The organism is Oceanicaulis sp. (assembly GCA_040112665.1).
Taxonomy (GTDB): domain Bacteria; phylum Pseudomonadota; class Alphaproteobacteria; order Caulobacterales; family Maricaulaceae; genus Oceanicaulis.
In genome coordinates this window covers 525,912-547,773 of sequence record CP157796.1, presented here as the reverse complement: position 1 = coordinate 547,773, position 21,862 = coordinate 525,912, and the positions used below count along the sequence as shown (strand labels likewise).

Sequence of the window (21,862 nt, the reverse complement as noted above, 5' to 3'; positions counted from 1 at the left end):
GAAGCGAGTTGAACCGGAGCGCTCATGACCGACGCGACAGCGGACGATCGCCGCAGTTTCCGCCAGTCACTGGCCTCGCTCGGCGCACGGCGCGCGATCGCCATGCTGGTGCTGGGTTTCGCGGCGGGCCTGCCGATTCTGCTGGTGTTCTCCACGCTGTCGGCCTGGCTCGCGGTTGAAGGCGTGTCGAAGACCGCGATCGGGCTCTTCGCCTATGCGAGCCTGTCTTACACGTTCAAATTCTTCTGGGCGCCGCTGGTCGACCGCCTGCCGCTGCCCGGGCTTGAGAAGCTGCTCGGCCGGCGGCGCTCCTGGTTGCTGCTGGCGCAGATCTGCCTGATCGGATCGCTTCTTTTCGCCGCTTCGCTCGACCCGGCGGACGCGCTGGGCTCGATGGCGCTCGCCGCGGTGCTGATCGCGTTCTTCTCGGCAACGCAGGACATCGCGCTGGACGCCTGGCGCATCGACGTCGCCGACGATCAGGATCAGGCGCTGATGGCGGCGATCTATCAGTGGGGCTACCGGCTCGGCTTGATCCTGGCCGGCGCGGGCGCGCTCTGGATCGCCGACGCGACCAGCTTCAACACCGCCTATCTCGTCATGGCGATCGCCATGATCGCAGGCCCGATCGGCGTGTTCGGCGCGCCCCGGCCGCCCGATCCGCAAACCGACGCCGGCGGCGTCGGCGCGGTCCGCGAGCGGGCGGGCAGGGGCCCGGTGGGCGAGGCGATCGCCTGGCTCTACGGTGCGATCGTCGCGCCCTTCATGGATTTCGTCGGCCGGTACAAATGGCTGGCCGTCTTCATCCTGGCGCTGATCGGGCTTTACCGGCTGACCGACTTCGTCATGGGGTTCATGGCCAACCCCTTCTATCTGGAGATGGGCTATTCGCTCACCGACATCGCCAACGTGTCGAAATTCTACGGCATCTGGGTGACGCTGATCGGCGCGTTCGTGGCCGGAGTGGCGGCGAACCGGTGGGGCATCTATCCGGTGCTGCTCTCGGGCGCGATCCTGGGCGCGGTGTCCAACCTCGCCTTCGCCTGGCTGGCCACGCTCGACGGGCCGGGCATCCCTGAACTCATCGGCGCGATCACGCTGGAGAACGCGTCGGGCGGCTGGGCCGGCACCGCGCTCATCGCCTACATGTCGAGCCTGACCAACCGGGCGTTCTCGGCGACCCAGTACGCGCTGTTCTCGAGCTTTTACGCTTTGCCGGGCAAGCTCTTCGGCGGGGCGTCCGGCGCCATGGTCGAAGCGATGGGCTTTGCGGGCTTTTACGTCACGACCGCGCTGATCGGCGTGCCGGCGATCATCTTCGTGATCGTGGCGATGCGCTGGCGTACGGCGCGGAAAATGGCCGCGCACGAACCTCAGATCAGCTAGGCCTCACATCAGCTAGACCCCGGTCAGCTAATCCTCCGCCGCCTGGCCGTCCGCACTCAGATCGTGGGCGGCCATCGCGGCCAGTGTCAAAATGTCGGCGACGCCCGCGCCCAGGCGGGCGATCTGCACCGGCTTTTCCATGCCCAGAAGCATCGGACCCAGAACGGTCGCTCCGCCCGCCGCGCCCATCAGCTTGGTGGCGATGGAAGCCGAATGGATCGCGGGCATGATCAGCACGTTCGCCGGGCCGGACAGGCGCGAGAACGGGTAGAGCCGGCGATGGTCGGGATCGAGCGCCACGTCGGCGTTCATTTCGCCCTCGTACTCGAAATCGGGTTCGCGGCGGTCGAGCTCGGCGACGGCGGCCTGGATCGCCTCGGCCCGGTCACCGGCCGGATTGCCGAAGGTCGAATAGCTTAGGAACGCCACACGGGGCTCCACGCCGAACCGGCGCGCGGCCGCGGCGGTCTCGCACGCCATGTCCGCCAGCGCGTCGGGAGAGGGGAACTCGGTGACGTTGGTGTCGGCGATGAACAGGGTGCGGCCCTGGCTCAGCACCAGGCTCATCCCCATCACGCGCTCGTTGGGCCGCGGATCGAGCGCCAGCAGCACGTCGTCCAGCGCCTGGGCGTAATTGCGCGTGGTGCCGGTGACCATGCCGTCCGCGTCGGCCAGCGCCACCATGCAGGCGGCGAAGACGTTGCGGTCGTTGTTCACCAGGCGCTGCACGTCGCGGCGCAGATAGCCCCGGCGCTGAAGCCGGGCGTAGAGATAGTCCGCATACTCCGCGTTCTTGTCCGACAGCCGGGCGTTGACGATGCGGATCGAGCCTTCGGGCACGCCCAGCAGACGCATGTTCGCCTTGGCGGTCTCCTCGCGGCCGATGAGGACGGCCTCGCCCAGCTCCTGGTTCTGGAAGGCGTAGGCGGCGCGGATGACGCTGGGCTCCTCGCCCTCGGCGAAGACGATGGTCTTCTTCGGGCCCGAGCGCACCTCGTCCTGGATCGCCTGGAGCAGCGCGGCGGTGGGATCGAGCCGGCGCGCCAGCGCGGCCTTGTAGCTGGCCATGTCCGAGATCGGACGGCGCGCCACGCCTGATTTCATCGCCGCTTCGGCCACGTATGGCGGCACATGGCTGATCAGGCGCGGATCGAACGGGGCGGGGATGATGTAGTCGCGTCCGAAGGTGGGGCGGGCGCCGTGATAGGCGGCGGCGACCTCGTCGGGCACGTCCTCGCGGGCGAGCTCGGCCAGCGCGCGGGCGGCGGCGATCTTCATCTCCTCGTTGATCGTGCGCGCCCGAACGTCCAGCGCGCCGCGGAAGATGTAGGGAAAGCCCAGAACATTGTTGACCTGGTTGGGATAGTCCGACCGGCCGGTGGCCATGATCGCGTCGGAGCGCGCCTCGCGGACCTCCTCGGGCGTGATCTCGGGATCAGGATTGGCCATGGCGAAGATGATCGGGTCGGCGGCCATGGATTTGACCATCGCCTTGTTCACCGCGCCCTTCACCGACAGGCCGATGAAGCAGTCCGCCCCGTCCATCGCTTCTTCCAGCGTGCGGGCTTCGGTGTCCGCGGCGTGGGCGGACTTCCACTGGTTCATCCCCTCCTGGCGGCCCTTGTAGATGACGCCCTTGGAGTCGCACAGGATCGCGTTGTCATGGGCCACGCCCATGGCCTTGAGAAGCTCCAGCACCGCGATGCCGGCCGCGCCCGCGCCGTTCACCACGATCTTCAGGTCCTCGACCTTCTTTCCGGTGAGTTCGCAGGCGTTGAGGATGCCGGCCGCAGAGATGATCGCCGTGCCGTGCTGGTCGTCGTGGAAGACCGGCACGTCCAGCGCCTCGCGCAGGCGCTCCTCGATGATGAAGCAGTCCGGGCCCTTGATGTCTTCGAGATTGATGCCCCCGAAGCTCGCGCCGAACCGGCGCACGCACTCGTAAAACGCGTCGGGGTCCTTCTCGTCGACTTCGATGTCGATCGCGTCGACGTCGGCGAAGCGCTTGAACAGCACCGCCTTGCCTTCCATCACCGGCTTGGACGCCATCGCGCCGAGATCGCCCAGGCCCAGGATCGCCGTGCCGTTGGAGATCACCGCGACCATGTTGCCCTTGGAGGTGTAGTCGTAGGCCGCATCGACGTCCGCCGCGATCGCCTTGACCGGAGCGGCCACGCCGGGGCTGTAGGCCAGCGACAGGTCGCGCTGGGTCGCCATCGGCTTGGTGGCCCTTAGGGCGATCTTTCCCGGCGTGGGGTAGCGGTGGAAATTGAGCGCTTCTTCGTCGTCCACGCGAGGGCGGCGGTCGGTCATGCGGGCGGTGTCCTGATCGGGCTGGAGGCGACGGGAGCCTGCATGCTAACCGCTTCGCCAGCCGGGGCAAACGCGAAGCGCGGCGGGCGGCCTCAGGGCGTGATCGGCCATCCGGTCACCAGATCCCAGCTCCAAAGCGCCCAGCCCAGGAAAGCCAGCGCCGCCGCGAATAACAGATGGTGCAGCTTGCGCCAGATCGACCAGTCCGATCCGAAGAAGGCCGGCCAGGTCGCAACGATCACCAGCGCGGCGGCGGCGAAGACGATCTTGGCCAGCACGGCGATCGCGATGAGCGGCGGGTGCGGATAGCCTTCGACGAACTCCAGTCCGAAATCGGCGAAGCTCGCGGCCACGACCACGAAGGCCCCGACGAGCCCGAAAACGGCGAGCGCGGAGACGAGGTCGAGCGTTGACACGAGCCGCCCGCGCGCGGTGACCGCCTGATCCTTGCCGAGCCGGCGCCACAGGCCGAGCCATACGGTCAGCGAGAAGAACACCGCAGGCGCGAAAGCGAGCATCAGCAGGTTCGGATCGGTCGTCGCAGTGACGGGATCGAAGCTGTTGGTGCCGCTTTCGTCGGCGATCCGGATCACGGCCCCGCTCTCGTCGCGCTGGAAGACGATCCGGTCGCCCAGCCGGCTCTCGAAGACGTCTTCGGCCAGCGGCCAGTATCGTTCGGACTCGCCGCCGCCGGACATGATCAGCCCGTCTTCGGCCGCAGTGATCTCAGCCGCGCCCACCCCTGTGATGATTTTCTCGAAGCCCTCGAACGTGCGCCGGTTGGGCGTGTAGCGGCCTTCGTACTCGGCGAGAGATTCAGCGTCGAGCGAGAGCCGGCCTGCGGGCGGCGCATTCACCGGCGCGCGTCCGGTCAGACGGTCGATCACCAGATGAGGCAGCCGGCGGTAGGGCGAGGCGGCCGTTCCGCTTTGCGAAACGAACACGCCCACGCCTTCGGGCCGGGCAATCGCCATATAGCTGAGGAACGAGTTGATCGCGCCGCCATGGCCCCAGAGCGTCTGGTCGCGATAGGGCTGCTGCATGAAGCCGTGCGCCATGTCCGCCCCGCCCTCGCGGCCGGGATAGAGCCGCTCCTGCATGCGCGCGTGGGTTTCCGCGCTCAGAAGCCTCACGCCGTCGAGTTCGCCGCCATTGAGGTGAAACCGCATCCATCGCGCCATGTCCGCGGCCGTCGAAGCGATCGATCCGGCCGGGGCGAAGGCGCCCTGGTCAAGCCGGAAGGCGGGCTTCAGGAAGCCCTCGTCCGCGTCGTAGCTGACCGCCAGGTCCGGCTGAGCGTCGGTCCGGTCGCCCTCCCGGAAGGTCGTGTCGGTCATGCCGAGCGGGGCCAAAATCTCGCTGTAAAGGAAGTCTTCGTAGGGCCGTCCTGACACGTCCGCCACGATCTTCGCCGCCAGCGCCGAGCCCCAGTTCGAGTACGCCGTCGCGCCGCCGCGCTCGTGCACGGCGGCGGGCTCGGCGGCGGCGAGCGCGTCCTCGATCGGCCGGGCGTCGATGCCCGGCAGGAAGAGCGCGAGCGTGTCCTCGAGCCCCGTACGGTGGCTCATCAGATCGGCGAGCGTGAGGGGCCGCTCGGCCGCGGGGACCTGATAGCCCTGAAGATAGCCGTTCACATCGGCGTGCAGGTCGAGCGCGCCCTGCTCCTCGAGCATCATGACGGCGGTCCACACGAAGGTCTTGGAGATCGACCCGATCTCGAAGCGCGTATCTTTGGCGCTCACGGGCGCGCCGGTCTCGATGTCTGCGAGGCCGTAACCCTTGCTCAAAAGCACGCTGTCGGCGTCCACGACCGAGACGACCAGGCCCGGGATCGGATCGTCGCTCATCCAGGCCGCGGCGAGCCCGTCGACATAGGCTTCGAGTTCGGCGGCGCGGGTGTCCGGCGCCGGGGGCGGCGCGGCCGGTTCTTCGGCCTGTGCGAAGGTGAGCGCGAGCGCGGCGACGAGCGTCTTGATCATGGTTCCCCCCGGACACCTCGGGCGCGTGCTGCGCCAGCCTGTTGAAAACCTAGCTGTGGCGCGCGGTGGGAGCGAGTCATTTCCCATGCGCGCCCTTGCCCGGACGGGCGGTGCGCGTACGCTCGCGCTCATGACTCGCCCCGCCGATCCGAACGCGATGATGGAGCGCGCCTTCCCGACCCCGGAAGGCGCCACGCCCATGATGGCCCAGTTCCTGAAACTCAGGGCCGAAGCGCCGCTCGACGCGCTCTTGTTCTACCGGATGGGCGATTTCTACGAGCTGTTCTTCGACGACGCGGTGCGCGCCGCCGCGGCCCTGGACATCGCGCTCACCAGGCGCGGCGAGCACCAGGGCGAGCCGGTGGCGATGTGCGGCGTGCCGGTGCACAACGCGCAGGTTTATCTCTCCCGCCTGATCAAGGCGGGCTTCAAGGTCGCCGTCGGCGAGCAGATGGAAGCCCCCGCCGAGGCCAAGAAGCGCGGGGCGAAATCGGTCGTGCGCCGGGCGATCACGCGCATCGTCACGCCCGGAACGCTGACCGAGGACGACCTGCTCGACGCGCGCAGCGCGAACCGGATCGCCGCGCTGGCCCGTCTGGCCACGGGCGAAACCGCGCTCGCCTGGGCGGACGTGTCCGAGGGCGGGTTCTTCGCAAGCCCGGCCGGGCAAGACGATCTCGAAGCCGAACTCGCCGCGCTGAACCCGGCGGAGCTTTTGTGCCTGGATGATGACGCCTCCCTCGCCAAGACCCTCGCGCCGAACGCGGTGGTGACCCCCAGGGCGCGCGCGAAGTTCGACGCCGGCTCTGGCGAACGCCGATTGAAAGCGCGCTTCGGCGTGCAGAGCCTGGACGCGTTCGGTGATTTCACCCGCGCGGAGATCGCCGCGCTGGGCGGGCTGCTCGACTATCTCGAACTCAGCCAGGCCGGCGCGCCCGCCCGCCTGGCCCCGCCGAAAAGCGCCGCGCCGGGTTCGGCGATGGCGATCGATCCGGCGGCGCGGGCGAGCCTGGAGATCGAGCGCACGCTTCAGGGCCAGCGCAAGGGCAGCCTGATCGATGCGATAGACCGCACGCTGACCGCGCCGGGCGCGCGCCTGCTGGCCGAGCGGCTCGCCCGGCCCAGCATGGACATCGCGGAGATCGAGGCGCGGCTCGACGCGGCTCAGTTCTTCCTGGACAACCGCGCGCTCAGGACCGGAGTGCGCGAACGGCTGAAGGCGGCCGGCGATCCTGCGCGCTGCCTCACGCGCCTCTTGCTGGGCCGCGGCGGTCCGCGCGATCTCGTGCAGCTGTGCGGCGCGCTGAAAGAAGGCGAGCGGCTGATCGCCGGCTTCGCGAAGGAGCGGCTGAACCCGCCCCCGCCCGCGATCGAAACCTGCCTCGCCGCGCTGTCGCTGACCGACCGTCCCGATCTCGCGGCGCTCGTCGAGGACGCGGGCCGGGCGCTGAGCGCCGAGCCGCCGCTTCTCGCGCGCGACGGCGGGTTCGTGAGCCCCGGCTGGTCGGCCGCGCTCGACGAAGCCAAGCGCCTGAGGGATGAAAGCCGGCGCGTGGTCGCTGGGCTTCAGAACACCTACGCCGAGCTGAGCGGCGTCGGCGCGCTGAAGGTCAAGCACAACAACGTGCTTGGCTATTTCATCGAGGTGAGCGCGAAGAACGCCGACGCGCTGATGGGGGCCGAACCCTTCATCCACCGCCAGACCATGGCCAACGCGGTGCGCTTCTCCACCCCTGAACTCGGCGAGCTGGAAGCCAGGATCGCCCAGGCCGGCGAGCGGGCGCTGGCGCTGGAGCTCGAGATCTTCGAGGACTTCCGCGCCCGTGTGGACGCCTGCTCGGACCAGATCCGCAGCGCCGCGGACGCGCTCGCACGGCTCGACGTCGCCGCGGCGACCGCAGACTGGGCGGCGGAGAGCGGGGCGAGCCGGCCGTCTGTCGACGACAGCACCTGTTTCGAGATCGAGCAGGGCCGCCATCCGGTCGTCGAACAGGCGCTCAGAAAAGGCGGCGAGGGGCGGTTCACGCCCAATTCCTGCGCGCTGGACGGATCGGGCGAGGCGGGCGACCGTCTGGTGCTGGTGACCGGGCCGAACATGGCCGGCAAGTCGACCTTCCTGAGGCAGAACGCGCTGATGGCGATCCTCGCTCAGGCCGGGCTCTACGTTCCGGCGAAATCCGCGCGGATCGGCCTGGTCGACCGGCTGTTCAGCCGGGTCGGCGCTGCGGACGATCTGGCGCGCGGCCGGTCGACCTTCATGGCCGAGATGATCGAGACCGCCGCCATCCTCAACCAGGCCGGCCCGCGCGCACTGGTGATCCTCGATGAGATCGGCAGGGGCACGGCGACGTTCGACGGGCTGTCGATCGCCTGGGCGGCGGTCGAGCATCTTCACGCGGTCAATCGCTGCCGGGCGCTGTTCGCAACGCACTATCACGAGCTGACCCGGCTGGTGGACGAGCTCGACGCGGCGGGGAACGTCTCGCTCAAGGCCAAGGAATGGAAGGGCGAGCTGGTCTTCCTGCACGAGGTGCAGAAAGGCCCCGCCGACCGCTCCTACGGCGTCGAGGTCGCCAAGCGCGCCGGGCTTCCCGCCGCCGCCGTGGCGCGGGCGAGCGAGATCCTCGAACGCCTCGAAGCGGACGGTGCGCCCGCCGCCGCGCTCGCCGATCTGCCGCTTTTCAGCGCCAAGCCGGTCGAGGCGCCGCGCAAACCCAGCGCGGTCGAAGAGCGCCTGAAACAGATCGACGCGGACAATCTCACCCCGCGCGAGGCGCTCGACCTGCTATACGCCCTGAAGGGCATGATCTGAAGAGGTCTTCATGGGCTGGGCGCTGAGCATCGATCGGGCGAACGTCGCGGACGTGAAACTGGCCGAAGATCCGGGCCGTCCGCTCGAACCCGGCGAAGCGCGGCTTGCGGTCAAACGCTTCGCGCTGACCGCCAACAACATCACCTACGCGGTGTTCGGCGAGTCGATGGGCTACTGGAACTTCTTCCCCGGCGCGGACGGGCGCGGCCGGTTGCCCGTCTGGGGCTTCGCCGAAGTCGCAGAGCCGGGCGACACGGGGCTCGAGGCCGGCGAGCGCATCTACGGCTATTTCCCGGCCGCCGCCGAACTCATCGTCAGGCCGGCCCGGGTGTCGGCCGAAGCCTTTTTCGACGCCGCCCCGCACCGGGCGGGCCTGCCGTCGGCGTATAACCGCTATGTGCGCTGCGCCGCCGATCCGGCCTGGTCGGCCGAGCGCGAGCCGGTGCAGATGGTCCACCAGCCGCTCTTCATCACCGCCTTCCTGATCGATCTTCATCTGCGCGAGGAGGAGGCGTTCGGCGCAGGCCGGATCAGTCTGACGAGCGCGTCGAGCAAGACCGCGCTGGCGCTCGCCTATCTTCTGTCGCGCGATCGCGGCCACAAGGCCCAGATCGAGGCGCTGACCTCGCCGCGCAATCGCGATTTCGTCGCGGGGACGGGCTTCTACGACGAGATCGCGACCTATGACGAGATCAGGGGCTTCGCGGCCGAGCCCGCCCGCCTGATCGTCGATTTCGCCGGTGACGCCGGCGTGAACACCGCACTTCACGAGACCCTCGCCGAGACGCTGAAGGCGAATATCCGCGTCGGCGGGGCGCACTGGGAGCAGAGCGCGCCGGCGCGCGGTCTGCCGGGGCCAAAGCCGGTCTTCTTCTTCGCGCCCGATCACGTCAAACGCCGCTCGGCGGAATGGGGCGGGGCGACCTTCGCGGCGCGTTACGGCGCGGCCTGGACCGATTATGCGGACACGGCCGCGACAATGTTTGAAAGCCGGGAGCTGACCGGCGCGGAGGCTGCGCTTGAAATCTACCGGGCCTTCATCGAGGGATCGGCTTCAGCCAGCGAGGCGTTGACGGTCTCCGTCTAGCGGGCGCGCCCCCTCCCGCGCCGGCCTGAAATGGCTTACACCTGAGGCCCATGAGACCCTCCTCGCTTCCCGCATCGCTCGACGGTCTGCGCCTGCGCGCAGAACTCGCCGCCTCGACGCGGTCGGGCTGGGACAAGCCGGCCGCGCGCCAGGCCGCGCTCGCCAAGCTCAAGGCCTATCTCGAAAAGGGCCGCGCGCTGGCCGAGAGCCGTCTGGAGGGCCCGGGCGGCGGGCTTGAAGCCGCGCGCACGCTGTCTGGCGTGATGAACGCCGCGATCCGGGCGCTGTTTGATTCGGTGTCCGGCGATCTCGTACACGAGGGCGCGCGTGCGCCGGGCCTCGCGCTGTGCGCGCTGGGCGGTTACGGCGCGGGCGAACTCGCCCCGCGTTCGGATGTCGATCTTCTGTTTCTGGTCTCCGACCCCGCGCCCGATCACGCCGAGGCGGCGATCGAAAGAACGCTCTACGCGCTCTGGGACTGCGGGCTTCATATAGGCGGCGGCGCAGTGCGCTCGGTCGACGAGGCGATCGCGCTCGCCGCCGAGGACGTCAGCGAACGCACTGCGCTGCTCGACGTGCGCTCGCTCACCGGCGACCTCACGCTCGTGCGCGAGCTTCTGGGCCGGTTCGAGACCGAATTGCTGGCGCCCCGCGCCGCCGAGTTCGCCGCCGCCAAGCTCGAAGAGCGCGACCAGCGCGTCGAGCGGCAGGGCGACAGCCGCTATCAGGTCGAACCCAACGTCAAGGACGGCAAGGGGGGCTTGCGCGATCTTCAGACCCTGCGCTGGCTCGCCCAGGTGCTTTACGGCGACGACGCGATGGAGCGCTGGGTCGGCGACGGCCTGTTCTCGGTGGGCGACGTGGAGCGCTATCTCAGTGCGGCGGATTTCTTCTGGACGGTGCGCTTTCACGTCCATGACGTGGTCGGGCGCAAGGACGACCGTCTGACCTTCGACATCCAGCCCGAGATCGCCGCGCGCATGGGGTTCGCTGACACCGAAGACCAGCTCGGCGTGGAAGCCTTCATGCGGGCCTATTTTAGAAAGGCGATCGACGTGGGCGCGCTGACACGACTGGTCTGCGCCAAGCTCGAAGCCGATCACCTCAAGGACCTGCCCGGCAACGCGGGCCGGTTCATGCCCGCGGACGGAGCGTCCGGCGACGCGGACATGCTCGACGAGGCGGGCTTCGCCGTGCGCGCCGGACGGCTGGATTTCGCGGACCGCGGCGCGATCGAGCGCGATCCGGTCCTGATGTTGCGCCTGTTCGAGGTCGCCGCCGCGCGCCACATCGACCTTCACCCCGACGCGGTCGCCGCGGTGGGCCAGTCGCTGCGTCTGATCGACGAGGGCTTCAGGACAGATCCGCGCGCCGCGCGCAGCTTTTTCGCCATCCTTCTGGACGCCGACGATCCGCGCATGACGCTGCGGGCGATGACCGAGGCGGGGCTGCTAGGCGCCTACATGCCCGAGTTCGGCGACATCGTCGCGCGAACCCAGTTCAACATGTATCACCGCTTCACGGTGGACGAGCATACGCTGAACGCGCTGGGGCTGCTGCGCGAGATCGAGAACGGCCGGCACCTGGCCGACCATCCGATGTCCAGCAAACTCATCTCCAAGATCAAGGGGCGGCGCGCTCTGCACCTCGCCGTGCTTCTTCACGACACCGGCAAGGGCAAGGGCGATCAGTGCGTCGAAGGCGCCCAGAACGCGCGGATCGCGTGTGACAGGCTGGGCCTCGAAGACGCCGAGACCGAACTCGTCGCCTGGCTCATCGCCAATCATCTGGAGATGAGCGAGACCGCCCAGCGCCGCGACATTTCAGATCCCCGCACCGTGCTCGACTTCGCCGAGCTGTGCGGCTCGATCGAGCGGTTGCGGCTTCTGACGATCCTCACCGTAGTGGACATCCGCGCGGTCGGCCCCGGCGTCTGGAACGGCTGGAAGGCCCAGCTCCTGCGCGATCTCTACGAAGCGACAGCGGCGGTGCTGAAGGACGGCGGCGCCAATGAGGGCGAGGCCGGCGCCCGGGCGCGCCTGGCCGAACGCGCCGAGACCAGCCGGTCGAAATTCCGCGCCGCGGTGAACCGGCTCGACGCAGGCTTCGCCGAGCGCTGGTCGCAGGGGCTCGAGCCGAGCTACTGGCTGGCCTTCTCCGAAACCGACCGATTGCGCCACGCCGCCTTCGCCCGCGCCGCCGAAGCGCGCGGCGTGAAAGCCGCCGCCGGCGTCCGGGTCGACCGCCGCCGCTCGGCCACCGAAGTCATGGTGCTGGCGCCTGACCGGGACGGGCTGTTCGCCGACATCGCCGGCGCGCTGGCGCTGCAGGGTGCGAACGTGGTCGGCGCGCAGGTCACCACCACCGCCGACGGCAGGGCGTTCGACGTGTTCTTCGTCCAGGAAAGCGGCGGCAAGCCTTATGGCTGGGCGCACGAATCCCTGCGCGATCAGCTCAAGGCCGCCGTGGAGGCCGCAGCCCTCGACGGCCTGCCGGAGAGCTGCGCCATCGCCGAACGGCCGATCCGCAGGCGCGAGGCGGCGTTCAAGGTCACCCCGTACGTCAAGCTCGACGAGACCGCCGCGGACGAGGCGCTGGTCATCGAAGCCTCGGGCCGGGACCGGCCGGGCCTGCTCTACGATCTCGCGCGCACGCTGTCTGATCTGGGCCTGTCGGTGGAAGGCGCACGCATCGACGGCTATGGCGAGCGGGCGGTGGACACCTTCTACGTCACCGAGAAAGGCCAAAAGCCGTCCGACCCGGACAGGCTGGAAGCGGTGCGCACCGCGCTGGAGGCCGTGCTCGCCGAAGCCGAGGAAGCGGCCGACAATCGCGCCGCGGCGGGTCTGGCCCGCGCGCCGGCCAGCGCAGGACGGTAGGGCGTGAGGCTTCTTCGCAATCTCGGCGTGGTCAGCGGCATGACGCTGCTCTCGCGCGTCGCCGGTTTCGCCCGGGAGATCCTGACCGCCGCCTATCTCGGCGCAGGGCCGGTGGCCGACACCTTCTTTCAGGCCCTGACCATCCCCAACACCTTCCGCCGCGTTCTGGCCGAGGGCGCGTTCAACGCCGCCTTCGTGCCGCTCTACGCCAAGGAACTCGAAAGCAAGGACGCCGAGGAGGCCGCCCGCTTCGCCACAGAAGCGCTGTCCATGCTGGTCACCGCCACGCTGGTGATCGTGGTCGGTTTTCAGATCGCCGCGCCGTGGCTGGCCTATGTGTTCTTCCCCGGCATGGCCGACGATCCGGGCGGCATCGCCTTCGCGGCCCTGCTGATGCAGATCACCATGCCGTATCTTCTGACCATGGCGGTGCTCGCCCTGATCACCGGCGTGCTCAACTCCCATGGCCGGTTCGCCGCCAGCGCGTTCGCGCCCGTGCTCTTCAATCTGGTGCTGATCGCCATCCTGGCGCTCGACTTCGCCGAGGGCGAGCGGCTGGCGGTGTGGCTGTCGATCGGGGTGACGGTGTCAGGCGTGATGCAGGCGGCGCTTTTATATGTCGCCGCCCGGGCGCGCGGTCTGAAGATCGGCTTCCGCATCCCCAGGCTCACCCCGCGGGTGAAGCGCCTGATCGCGCTCGGCGTGCCCGGCGCGATCGCAGCCGGGGTGACCCAGATCAACGTGCTGGTGACCAGCTCCATCGCCACTCTGGAAGAAGGCGCGCGCAGCTGGATCAATTATTCGGAGCGGCTCTACCAGCTGCCCCTGGGCGTGATCGGCATCGCCATGGGCGTCGCGCTTCTGCCCAATCTCGCCCGGCGGGTGCGCGCCGGAGACGAGCAGGGCGGCCATTTCACGATGAACCGGGCGATCGAGCTGTCCATGGCGCTGACCCTGCCAGCCGCCGCCGCCTTCCTGGTCATCCCCGAGTTTCTGGTGCGCGGGCTTTACGAGCGGCTGAACTTCACCGCCGCGGACACCGAGATGACCGCGCTGGCCCTGGCCGTGTTCGCCGCGGGCCTGCCCGCCTTCGTCCTCATCAAGGTGCTGCAGCCGGGCTTCTTTGCGCGCGAAGACACGAGGACGCCGATGATGTTCTCCCTGATCGGGGTGGCGGTGAACTTCGTTCTGGCGGTCGGCCTGTTCTTCGGCCCGCTGGGCTTTGTCGGCCTTGCAGTCGCGACCAGCGCGGCGGGCTGGACCAACGCCGGGCTTCTGGCCTTCACCCTGCGCCGCCGAGGCCTTCTTCCTATAGACCGCCGGCTCGCGACGTCGCTGCCGCGCATCGTTCTGGCCTGTGCGCTGATGGGCGCCGTGGTGTGGTTGATGGTGCGCTATAGCGAAATCTGGATCGCGCCCGTCGCCGGGGTGACCGGCGCCGGCTGGGCGGCGGTGATCGGGTTGTTCGCCGTCTCCGGCGCCGGCGCGATCGTCTATGCCGGCGCCTGCGTTCTCACCGGCGCGGTCAAGCCGCGCGAGATCGGCGAGGCGATGCGCCCCCGCGCCGTGCCGCAGAGCAAGATCGAAGACGATCCCGGCGCCTGAGATCGCTTGAGCCGACTTCGCTGCGCCGCTAAACGACAGGCTCCTTTCATGACGAATGCGAGCTGAACGCGATGAGCGAGACCCCCGCCTACACCGGCCCCGAGCGTATCCTGTCCGGCATGCAGCCCACGGGCGGCCTGCATCTGGGCAATTATCTCGGCGCGTTGAAATGGTGGGTGGAGCTGCAGAATTCCGGCGCGGAATGCTTCTACTGCGTGGTGGACATGCACGCGCTGACCGTCGCGCATGATCCGCGTCTGCTGCCCGAGCGCGTGCGCGCGGCGGCCGCCGCCTACATGGCCGCTGGGGTGGATCCCGACAAATCGGCCGTCTTCGCCCAGTCCGCCGTGCCCGCCCATGCCGAACTCGCCTGGATCTTCCAGTGCGTGGCGCGCCTGGGCTGGCTGGAGCGCATGACCCAGTTCAAGGACAAGGCCGGCAAGGACGCCGAACGCGCCTCCGTTGGCCTGTTCACCTATCCGGTGCTGCAGGCCGCCGACATCCTGGTCTACAAGGCGACCCACGTGCCCGTCGGCGAGGACCAGAAGCAGCATCTGGAGCTCAGCCGCGACATCGCCGCGCGTTTCAACCGTGATTTCGGCGACGGCGAGGCGGTCTTTCCGCTGCCCGAGCCGGTGATCCAGAAGCACGGCGCGCGGATCATGAGCCTGAAGGACGGCACGGCGAAGATGAGCAAGTCCGATCCCAGCGACAATTCGCGCATCAATCTCGACGACGACGCGGACACGATCGCGCGCAAGATCAAGAAGGCGAAGACCGATCCCGAGCCCTTGCCCGAAAGCCTCGCCGAGCTCGACGCCCGACCCGAGGCGAGAAACCTCGTCGGCATTTACGCCGCGCTGACCGGAACGACCAGCGAAGCGGTGCTGGCCGAGTTCGCCGGCCATGGCTTCGGCGCGTTCAAGCCGAAGCTGGCCGACGCGGCGGTGGAGTTCATCGCCCCGATCAGCAGCGAGTACGCCCGCCTGATCGCCGATCCCGCCGAAATCGACCGCAAGCTCGAAAAGGGCGCGGACCGGGCGAACGAAGCCGCCGCCCCTGTGATCAGGCAGGCGCGCGAGCTCGTGGGCTACTGGCGGCCTTGACCCGCCGCCGCCCCGCGTCCGGGCGGGTTTTGCTTGAAAGCCCGGCTCGGTCGCGCAACATCCCTGTCAGATACGCGTTCGCCACCGTCCGCATCCTGGAGACCGCCATGATCCGTCCCGCCCTGTTCGCCGCCTGCTCGATCCTCGCTCTGGCCGCCTGTTCCGAGCGCGAGGAGCCCGGCTCGCTGACCAGCGAGATGGAAGAAGACGGCGCCACCCCCGGCGACGCGGTCGACATCTCCGAACCGGCAGAGGCCGTGCAGGCCGAGCTCGCAGTCACCTCCGGCTGGGTGCGCAACCCGCCGGGCGGTCGTCAGGTCACTGCAGGCTTCGTCACGATCACCGGCGGGCCGGCGCGGCTGTCCTACGTCGAGAGCGCTGAAGCCGAGCGCGTAGAGATGCACACCATGGCGATGGAGGGCGACGTGATGCGCATGCGCCAGGTCGAGGGCATGGACGTGCCCGCGAACGGCGCGCTCGAACTCGCCACGGGTGGAGACCATCTGATGATCTTCGGCCTGACGCCCGAAGCGGCCGCAGACGGCGAGCTCGCGCTCACCTTCACCTTCGACGACGGCCGCTCGATCCAGGCCGCGCTGCCCTTCGCCGACGCCGCGCCGGCGGCCGGGGCGATGTCCGGCGACGCCCATGAGGGCATGGATCACGGCGGCTGAGCCCGGCGCGAGGCCCGCACCTAAAAGAATTTAACGGACCCGCTTGATTTCACGATTGCGTGAGCGCACATCGGCGGGCCGGTCCGCTTGTGGACCGTCTGCTCGATGGAGCCCTGAGATCATGACCGCCCGCCTCGCCGCGCTGCTCGCTGCGGCCTCCGCCCTGACCCTCGCCGCCTGCGACACCGGCGCCGGCGAGACCCCCGCCGCCCCGGACTCCGTCCCCGCCGAAGACACCACGCTCGACGGCGCGACCACACCGGTCGAAGGCGAAACCCCTGAAGCCGTCGTCGACGGCGAAGGCGACACCGCCCCGCAGGACGCCCAGATCGCCGAAGAACCCGGCCTGGACGCCGAAACCGAAGAGACCATGCCCGACCCGGTCGCCGACCCGCTCGAGCCCGGCGCTCCCGATGGCGAAGAGCCCGCCGAAGAGCCGACCGCGGAGCCCGGCCAGGACGGCTAACCGCACCCAGCGCGCCTCAACGGCGCGCTGAACCAGAAAACGCCGCCGCGAAAACTCGCGGCGGCGTTTTTCGTTTTGGGGTTCGGGGGCGCGTGTTTTGACTAGACCCCGCAGAGGAAATTTGCCTGGATAGGGAGCAACTTGACCTGTCGGAAGGCTACTCGTGTCAAAGGTTGTCCTAACCCAACGCGCCGAGAGCGGTTACGACGACGTACCGGGCGAGCTTTATCACTTCCCGAAGCAATATCTTCGCGCTGCGGAGGAGGCGGTCGGCGATGGGTGCCTCTTCTACGAACCGCGGCGTAACAACGGCCGTTTGGTTTACTGGGCCTCCGGTCGGATCAGCTCAGTTTACCCCGATCCGACAAAGCCGGACCACTTCTACGCTCGCATTGATCAGTTCCTGCCGTTCCCAGAGCCGGTCTTCTTCGAGCGAGCTGACGGCGGCTATTGGGAGTCAAAGCTCGACCGGGGGGATGGCCAACCGAGCCGTGGCGCGATGGGGTGGTCGATCCGCCGGATCCCAGAGCAAGAATTCGATCTCATCCTCAAGGCGGGGTACGCGCCGGCTCTCGGTCTGGCGAACGACGCCGCAGCAGATCAGTCTGCATGGGGCGTTCAGGAAGGGCAGCTGGATTTCGAGCGCCCGATATTCGAGCAAATCTCCCAACGTCCCTTCCGTGACCGCGTTTTCGCGACCCAAGTCCGCAGCGCTTACGACTCGCGCTGCGCAGTCACCGGATTGAAGATAATTAATGGTGGCGGGCGCGCCGAAATGGAAGCGGCCCATATCAAGCCTGTGGCGGAGAAAGGTCCCGATTCGGTTCGAAACGGGGTGGCTCTATCGCGCACCGTCCATTGGATGTTCGATCGCGGCCTGCTCAGCATTGACGACGACTTTCGGCTTTTAACGGCGAAGCCGCTTTTGCCAGAAGGCGTTGAACGCCTTTTCGATCCGAGCGGATATGTTCACGTGCCCGAGGCGGCGCGAGACCAGCCGAGCCGCGCATTCCTCCGGTGGCACCGAGAGAACTGCTTCAAAGGGTGACCGATGAGCGACTATGTGCGCTGGCGCGCCGAAACCGATACCATCCTGAAAGATCGCTACGCGATCGACTTGGAGGACGTCGGAACCGAGGAGGACAGCTTGGTCGCGGCGTGGCGCGCTGGTGAGTCCTCGACCGAATATGTCGAACGCTTTGCGCTAAAGTACGATCTCGATCCTGTATCGCTCTACCGGGCAGCCCGCGCCTAATCCTGATCCATCTTCAACGCCGCGATGAAGGCTTCCTGCGGGATTTCGACGTTGCCGTACTGGCGCATCTTCTTCTTGCCCGCCTTCTGCTTGTCCAGAAGCTTGCGTTTGCGGGTGGCGTCGCCGCCATAGCATTTGGCGGTGACGTCCTTGCGCAGGGCGGCGAGGGTTTCGCGGGCGATGACGCGGCCGCCGATGGCGGCCTGGATCGGGATCTTGAACATGTGCCGCGGGATGAGGTCCTTCAGCCGCTCGCACATGCCACGGCCGCGCATCTCCGCGCGGCTGCGGTGCACGATCATGGACAGCGCGTCCACCGGCTCCTCGTTGACCAGGATGGACATCTTCACCAGATCGCCCTCGCGATGCTCGATGAACTGGTAGTCGAAGCTGGCGTAGCCCTTGGTCACGCTTTTCAGCCGGTCGTAGAAGTCGAACACCACCTCGTTCAGCGGCAGTTCGTAGACCAGCATGGCGCGGCTGCCCGCATAGGTCAGCTCTTTCTGGATGCCGCGGCGGTCCTCGCACAGCTTCAGCACCCCGCCCAGAAACTCGTCGGGCACAAGGATGGTCGCCTTGATCCAGGGCTCTGAAATGGCTTCGATCTTCACCGGATCGGGCATGTCGGCGGGGTTGTGCAGATCGAGCCTGGAGCCGTCGGTCAGCGTCATCTCGTAGACCACAGACGGGGCGGTGGTGATGAGGTCGACATCGTACTCGCGCTCGAGCCGCTCGCGGATGACTTCGAGGTGCAGAAGCCCGAGAAAGCCGCAGCGGAAGCCGAAGCCCAGCGCGGCGGAGGTCTCCATCTCGAAGCTGAAGCTCGCATCGTTGAGCGCCAGCCGCTCGACCGCGTCGCGCAGGTCCTCGAAGTCGGCCGCGTCCACCGGGAACAGGCCGCAGAACACCACCGGCACGGCGGGCTTGAAGCCCGGCAGCATGTCCTTGGTGGGGCGCTTTTCCTCGGTGATGGTGTCGCCCACGCGGGTGTCGCGCACCTGCTTGATCGAGGCGTTCAGAAAGCCGATCTCGCCGGGGCCGAGCGTGTCGGTGTCGCGCTTGGCGGGCGTGAACACGCCCACCCCGTCCACGTTATAGCTCGCGCCGGTGCCCATCATGCGCACGCGCATGCCTTTTTTGAGGGTGCCCTCGATGATGCGCACCAGGCAGATCACCCCCAGATAGGTGTCGTACCAGCTGTCCACGAGCAGCGCCTTCAGCGGCGCGGACGGGTCGCCGGATTTCGGCGCGGGCAGGCGGGTGACGATCGCTTCGAGCACGTCGGGCACGCCCAGCCCGGTCTTGGCGGAGATCTCCACCGCCTCGGACGCGTCGATGCCGATCACGTCCTCGATCTGGGTCTTCACCCGGTCGGGCTCGGCGGCGGGCAGGTCGATCTTGTTCAGGACCGGCACGATCTCGAGATCGACGTCGATCGCCTGATAGACGTTCGCCAGCGTCTGGGCCTCCACGCCTTGCGCGGCGTCGACCACCAGAAGCGCGCCCTCGCAGGCGTAGAGCGAGCGGGAGACCTCGTATGCGAAGTCCACGTGGCCGGGCGTGTCGATCAGGTTCAGCACATAGTCCTGACCGTCCTTGGCCGTGTAGTTCAGCCGGACGGTCTGGGCCTTGATGGTGATGCCCCGCTCGCGCTCGAGCTCCATGTTGTCGAGCACCTGCTCCTTCATCTCACGGTCCGTCAGCCCGCCGGTGACCTGGATCAGCCGGTCGGCGAGCGTGGACTTGCCGTGGTCGATATGCGCGACGATGGAGAAATTGCGGATGCGGGACGGATCTGTGCTCATGGCGCGGGAGGTAGCATCGAGACGCCCTTGCGCCAAGCGCGATCGGCGGGGCGGACGCAGGGGCGGAGCGCCCGCGCACACGCCGCGTTAATCAAAGCGCCCGACATCTGCCGCAAAGCAGGGTCAGCCTGCCCGTAACGCCTGTTCGAAGCGGAGTTCCCCCATGCGCTTTCTCGCCCGTCTTCTAGCGCCCGCCGCCCTTCTGACGCTCGCCGCGTGTACGACCAATTCCGCGCCGCCGCCCGAATACGGCCAGCCCAGCAGCTATCAGGAGCCGATCGACACCTATTCGCGCGACGAGATGGTGGAGGCGGCCGCCGACTTCTTCGGGGTCACCGCCGAGGCTGCGGCCAGCGCGCTGGAGCGGGTGTTCTCAGATCTCGGCCGGCCCGTGGGCTATATCGCCGGCGAGGAAGTGTCCGCCGCGGCGGGCGTCGGCCTGCGTTACGGCGAGGGTTATCTCACGCTCAAGGGCTCGGGCGAGCGTCAGAAGGTGTACTGGCAGGGGCCTTCGGTGGGCTTCGACGCGGGCGGCAACGCCAGCCGGGTCTTCACCTTGGTCTACGAGTTGCGCGACACCGACCGGCTGTATCAGCGCTTTCCGGGCGTGGAAGGCACGGCCTATTTCGTCGCCGGGCTGGGCGTGAACTATCAGCGCGCCGACGAGATCACGCTCGCGCCGATCCGCTCGGGCGTCGGCCTGCGCGCCGGGGCGAACGTGGGCTATCTCAGCTATTCGCGCCAGCGCAACTGGATCCCGTTCTGAGGCGGATCCGGTCCGCTTTTCCTCGCTTTCGTGCGCCCCGCCCATTAAGCTGGTCTCATGCCTGAGGGGGCGCATGAGAGGCGAGCGGAGGCGGGGCCATGGACATGACGATCGCGACCGAGATCGAGCTGTTCGCAGCCGGGCTGGTGCTCGGCCTGGCGCTGGCGCTCGCGGCGTATCTCTTGCGGCGCTGGGTGTGGCAGCTTTTCGCCGGCGCGCTCAGGACCTTCGCCTGGCCGTTCCGGCCGCTGCTGCGCCTTGTCGGCCGGGGAGAGCGCGGCGGGCCGGCGGCGGGCGCGGCTGCGTCTGCGGCGGTGTCCGGGCACAAGACGCTCACAGACGCCGCGCTGGGCGACGACTTCGCGCACGAGGAAAGCTTTCTTCAGCGCCAGGGCGTGTTCTTCAAATGGCTGATGGTGCGCGTGGGCTTCATGCGAATGCCCGAAGAGCTCAACCGCGAGACGGCCGAGCGCTACAGCAAGCTGGCGCAGGGCTTCCTGGGCGGGCGGGTGCCGATCGAGGCCGATCCGCGCGCCCTGTTCGAGGATGTCGAGGGCGCGGTCATCGCCCGGCAGTTTCACGAGAGCGATTCAGGCGTGCTCTATCTGCTGAATGAGAGCCGCAAGCTGATGAACGCAAACGTCCGCAAGCTTGCGGTCTGGTTCTCGCTGATCCTCGGCGCGGTGCTTTTGGTGAACATCCTGGCCAACGACACCGGCCTGATTCAGAGCCTCGGCCTGTTCGCGGGGCTCAGCGACGACGCGCTGGTCAGCTCCGCCCAGCTCACCTCGCTCGTCGTCGGGGCGGGCAGCTGCCTGCTCGCCGCGATGGCGATGTGGGCGCTCTATTATGCGGAATACTCGCCCTATCAGCGCAACACCGCGCGGGAGATGGCGAACTTCCTCACCCGCTATCTCGCCCGGGTGAACGATCATTACCGCACCGCGGTGGGCAAGGCGAAGTCCCTGACGGTGGGTCAGGAGCGCGATTCCAAGCATCTCGCCGAAGAGGCCCAGCTGTGGATGCTGAACATCAGCTGGATCGCGCTGCGGGTCTTTTTCATCGAGACCTATGTGCGCAACACCGCCTTCCAGATCCGGCGCAACTCGCACTACTACCTCGTCTTCGTGCCGAGCGGGTTCCTGGTCGCGCTCGCCGTGCTCTTGCTGGCGCTCGGGGTGTTCACCGCCCGCGCGCCGTTCGAGACGATCCTGGCGCTGGGCTGGGTGTTCGCGGTCTTGTTCGTGCTGGTGGTGGCGCTATACGCCTTCTTCCTCATCAACGCCATGAAGGCGCTCGAAGAGATCGACCAGGGCGAATGGATCAGCTTCCACACCCTGCGCCTGGACGCGGTGATGAGCGAGATCGTCGGCAAGTACGCCGAAGACGTCGGCTACTGGAAGAACCGCGTCGGCGGCGGTCTCTAGCTGTCGGACTTCTTGCGCCGCGCCATGCCGCCCTTGCGGCCGGCTTCGCGGGCGCGGTCCGATCCGGCTGTGAACTTGCCTGGTGATTTCAGTCCGCCCTTGCGGCCCGCCGCGCTGGCTGCGGCTGCGCCGGGCTTGAAGCGTCCGGACGATTTCAGGCCGCCCTTGCGGCCCGCTTCGCGTGCGCGTTCGGCGCCGGGGGTGAATCGGCCGGCGTTATCGGTTCGGCCTTGATCTGCCATGTAAGCCTCCTCGGTCTGAGGCTTTAACCCCCGTCGCCCCGCCCCGGTTCTGGGGCGGGG

General features: G+C 68.2%; 16 protein-coding genes. 12 read left to right on the top strand and 4 right to left on the bottom strand.

Annotated elements, in window-relative coordinates:
* Positions 1-24: 24 nt before the first annotated feature.
* Entirely contained in the window at positions 25-1,386 is a 1,362-nt protein-coding gene (locus ABL308_02650; protein XBQ16781.1) for an MFS transporter, read from the top strand.
* Positions 1,387-1,413: 27 nt separating this feature from the next.
* Here the strand turns inward: ABL308_02650 and ABL308_02645 are convergent, their stop codons facing one another.
* Complete coding sequence (locus tag ABL308_02645) at positions 1,414-3,699, bottom strand: NADP-dependent malic enzyme (GenBank protein XBQ16780.1); 2,286 nt, start codon at positions 3,697-3,699, stop codon at positions 1,414-1,416.
* Between the two features lie 92 nt (positions 3,700-3,791).
* Entirely contained in the window at positions 3,792-5,678 is a 1,887-nt protein-coding gene (locus ABL308_02640) for a serine hydrolase domain-containing protein (GenBank protein XBQ16779.1), read from the bottom strand.
* A 157-nt stretch (positions 5,679-5,835) separates the two neighbouring features.
* Between ABL308_02640 and mutS the strand changes: the two genes are divergently transcribed.
* The 9 genes from mutS (at position 5,836) to ABL308_02595 (ending at position 17,562) form a co-directional block, all read left to right on the top strand.
* Positions 5,836-8,490, top strand: a complete 2,655-nt coding sequence (mutS, locus tag ABL308_02635; GenBank protein ID XBQ17706.1) for a DNA mismatch repair protein MutS — start codon at positions 5,836-5,838, stop codon at positions 8,488-8,490.
* A gap of 10 nt (positions 8,491-8,500) precedes the next feature.
* A complete protein-coding gene (locus ABL308_02630) occupies positions 8,501-9,577 on the top strand; it encodes a DUF2855 family protein (GenBank protein XBQ16778.1) in 1,077 nt (358 codons plus the stop codon).
* Positions 9,578-9,627: 50 nt separating this feature from the next.
* Positions 9,628-12,456 carry a [protein-PII] uridylyltransferase gene (locus ABL308_02625; protein ID XBQ16777.1) on the top strand — a complete coding sequence of 943 codons (2,829 nt, stop codon included), beginning with the start codon at positions 9,628-9,630 and terminating at the stop codon, positions 12,454-12,456.
* A 3-nt stretch (positions 12,457-12,459) separates the two neighbouring features.
* Complete coding sequence (murJ, locus tag ABL308_02620; protein ID XBQ16776.1) at positions 12,460-14,061, top strand: murein biosynthesis integral membrane protein MurJ; 1,602 nt, start codon at positions 12,460-12,462, stop codon at positions 14,059-14,061.
* A 71-nt stretch (positions 14,062-14,132) separates the two neighbouring features.
* Positions 14,133-15,167 (top strand): tryptophan--tRNA ligase, encoded by a 1,035-nt coding sequence (trpS, locus tag ABL308_02615; protein ID XBQ16775.1) that lies wholly within the window; start codon positions 14,133-14,135, stop codon positions 15,165-15,167.
* Between the two features lie 107 nt (positions 15,168-15,274).
* Positions 15,275-15,841, top strand: coding sequence for a copper chaperone PCu(A)C (locus ABL308_02610; GenBank protein XBQ16774.1), 567 nt, complete (start codon positions 15,275-15,277; stop codon positions 15,839-15,841).
* 121 nt (positions 15,842-15,962) lie between these two features.
* Complete coding sequence (locus ABL308_02605) at positions 15,963-16,307, top strand: hypothetical protein (GenBank protein XBQ16773.1); 345 nt, start codon at positions 15,963-15,965, stop codon at positions 16,305-16,307.
* Positions 16,308-16,470: 163 nt separating this feature from the next.
* A complete protein-coding gene (locus tag ABL308_02600; GenBank protein XBQ16772.1) occupies positions 16,471-17,355 on the top strand; it encodes an HNH endonuclease in 885 nt (294 codons plus the stop codon).
* Positions 17,356-17,358: 3 nt separating this feature from the next.
* Positions 17,359-17,562 (top strand): hypothetical protein, encoded by a 204-nt coding sequence (locus ABL308_02595; protein ID XBQ16771.1) that lies wholly within the window; start codon positions 17,359-17,361, stop codon positions 17,560-17,562.
* Here ABL308_02595 and lepA read toward each other — a convergent pair.
* A complete protein-coding gene (gene lepA, locus ABL308_02590) occupies positions 17,559-19,367 on the bottom strand; it encodes a translation elongation factor 4 (GenBank protein XBQ16770.1) in 1,809 nt (602 codons plus the stop codon). The genes ABL308_02595 and lepA overlap by 4 nt on opposite strands.
* 163 nt (positions 19,368-19,530) lie before the next feature.
* On the opposite strand from lepA, the gene ABL308_02585 reads away from it, so the two are divergent.
* Together ABL308_02585 and ABL308_02580 are read left to right on the top strand one after the other, a co-directional pair.
* Positions 19,531-20,133, top strand: a complete 603-nt coding sequence (locus tag ABL308_02585) for a DUF1134 domain-containing protein (protein ID XBQ16769.1) — start codon at positions 19,531-19,533, stop codon at positions 20,131-20,133.
* A gap of 98 nt (positions 20,134-20,231) precedes the next feature.
* Complete coding sequence (locus ABL308_02580; protein ID XBQ16768.1) at positions 20,232-21,560, top strand: hypothetical protein; 1,329 nt, start codon at positions 20,232-20,234, stop codon at positions 21,558-21,560.
* Here ABL308_02580 and ABL308_02575 read toward each other — a convergent pair.
* The gene (locus tag ABL308_02575) at positions 21,557-21,802 is read right to left on the bottom strand and encodes a stress-induced protein (protein XBQ16767.1); all 246 of its coding nucleotides are present in this window, start codon (positions 21,800-21,802) and stop codon (positions 21,557-21,559) included. The genes ABL308_02580 and ABL308_02575 overlap by 4 nt on opposite strands.
* Positions 21,803-21,862: the final 60 nt, after the last annotated feature.

What these genes read in the sequence shown, in the direction of transcription:
- ABL308_02585 (XBQ16769.1), top strand. Translation starts at nt 19,531, where the DNA reads ATGCGCTTTCTCGCCCGTCTTCTAGCGCCCGCCGCCCTTCTGACGCTC.
- ABL308_02630 (XBQ16778.1), top strand. Translation starts at nt 8,501, where the DNA reads ATGGGCTGGGCGCTGAGCATCGATCGGGCGAACGTCGCGGACGTGAAA.
- ABL308_02605 (XBQ16773.1), top strand. Translation starts at nt 15,963, where the DNA reads ATGACCGCCCGCCTCGCCGCGCTGCTCGCTGCGGCCTCCGCCCTGACC.
- mutS (XBQ17706.1), top strand. Translation starts at nt 5,836, where the DNA reads ATGATGGAGCGCGCCTTCCCGACCCCGGAAGGCGCCACGCCCATGATG.
- ABL308_02650 (XBQ16781.1), top strand. Translation starts at nt 25, where the DNA reads ATGACCGACGCGACAGCGGACGATCGCCGCAGTTTCCGCCAGTCACTG.
- ABL308_02595 (XBQ16771.1), top strand. Translation starts at nt 17,359, where the DNA reads ATGAGCGACTATGTGCGCTGGCGCGCCGAAACCGATACCATCCTGAAA.
- ABL308_02640 (XBQ16779.1), bottom strand. Translation starts at nt 5,678, where the DNA reads ATGATCAAGACGCTCGTCGCCGCGCTCGCGCTCACCTTCGCACAGGCC.
- ABL308_02575 (XBQ16767.1), bottom strand. Translation starts at nt 21,802, where the DNA reads ATGGCAGATCAAGGCCGAACCGATAACGCCGGCCGATTCACCCCCGGC.
- lepA (XBQ16770.1), bottom strand. Translation starts at nt 19,367, where the DNA reads ATGAGCACAGATCCGTCCCGCATCCGCAATTTCTCCATCGTCGCGCAT.
- trpS (XBQ16775.1), top strand. Translation starts at nt 14,133, where the DNA reads ATGAGCGAGACCCCCGCCTACACCGGCCCCGAGCGTATCCTGTCCGGC.
- ABL308_02645 (XBQ16780.1), bottom strand. Translation starts at nt 3,699, where the DNA reads ATGACCGACCGCCGCCCTCGCGTGGACGACGAAGAAGCGCTCAATTTC.
- ABL308_02625 (XBQ16777.1), top strand. Translation starts at nt 9,628, where the DNA reads ATGAGACCCTCCTCGCTTCCCGCATCGCTCGACGGTCTGCGCCTGCGC.
- ABL308_02580 (XBQ16768.1), top strand. Translation starts at nt 20,232, where the DNA reads ATGGACATGACGATCGCGACCGAGATCGAGCTGTTCGCAGCCGGGCTG.
- ABL308_02610 (XBQ16774.1), top strand. Translation starts at nt 15,275, where the DNA reads ATGATCCGTCCCGCCCTGTTCGCCGCCTGCTCGATCCTCGCTCTGGCC.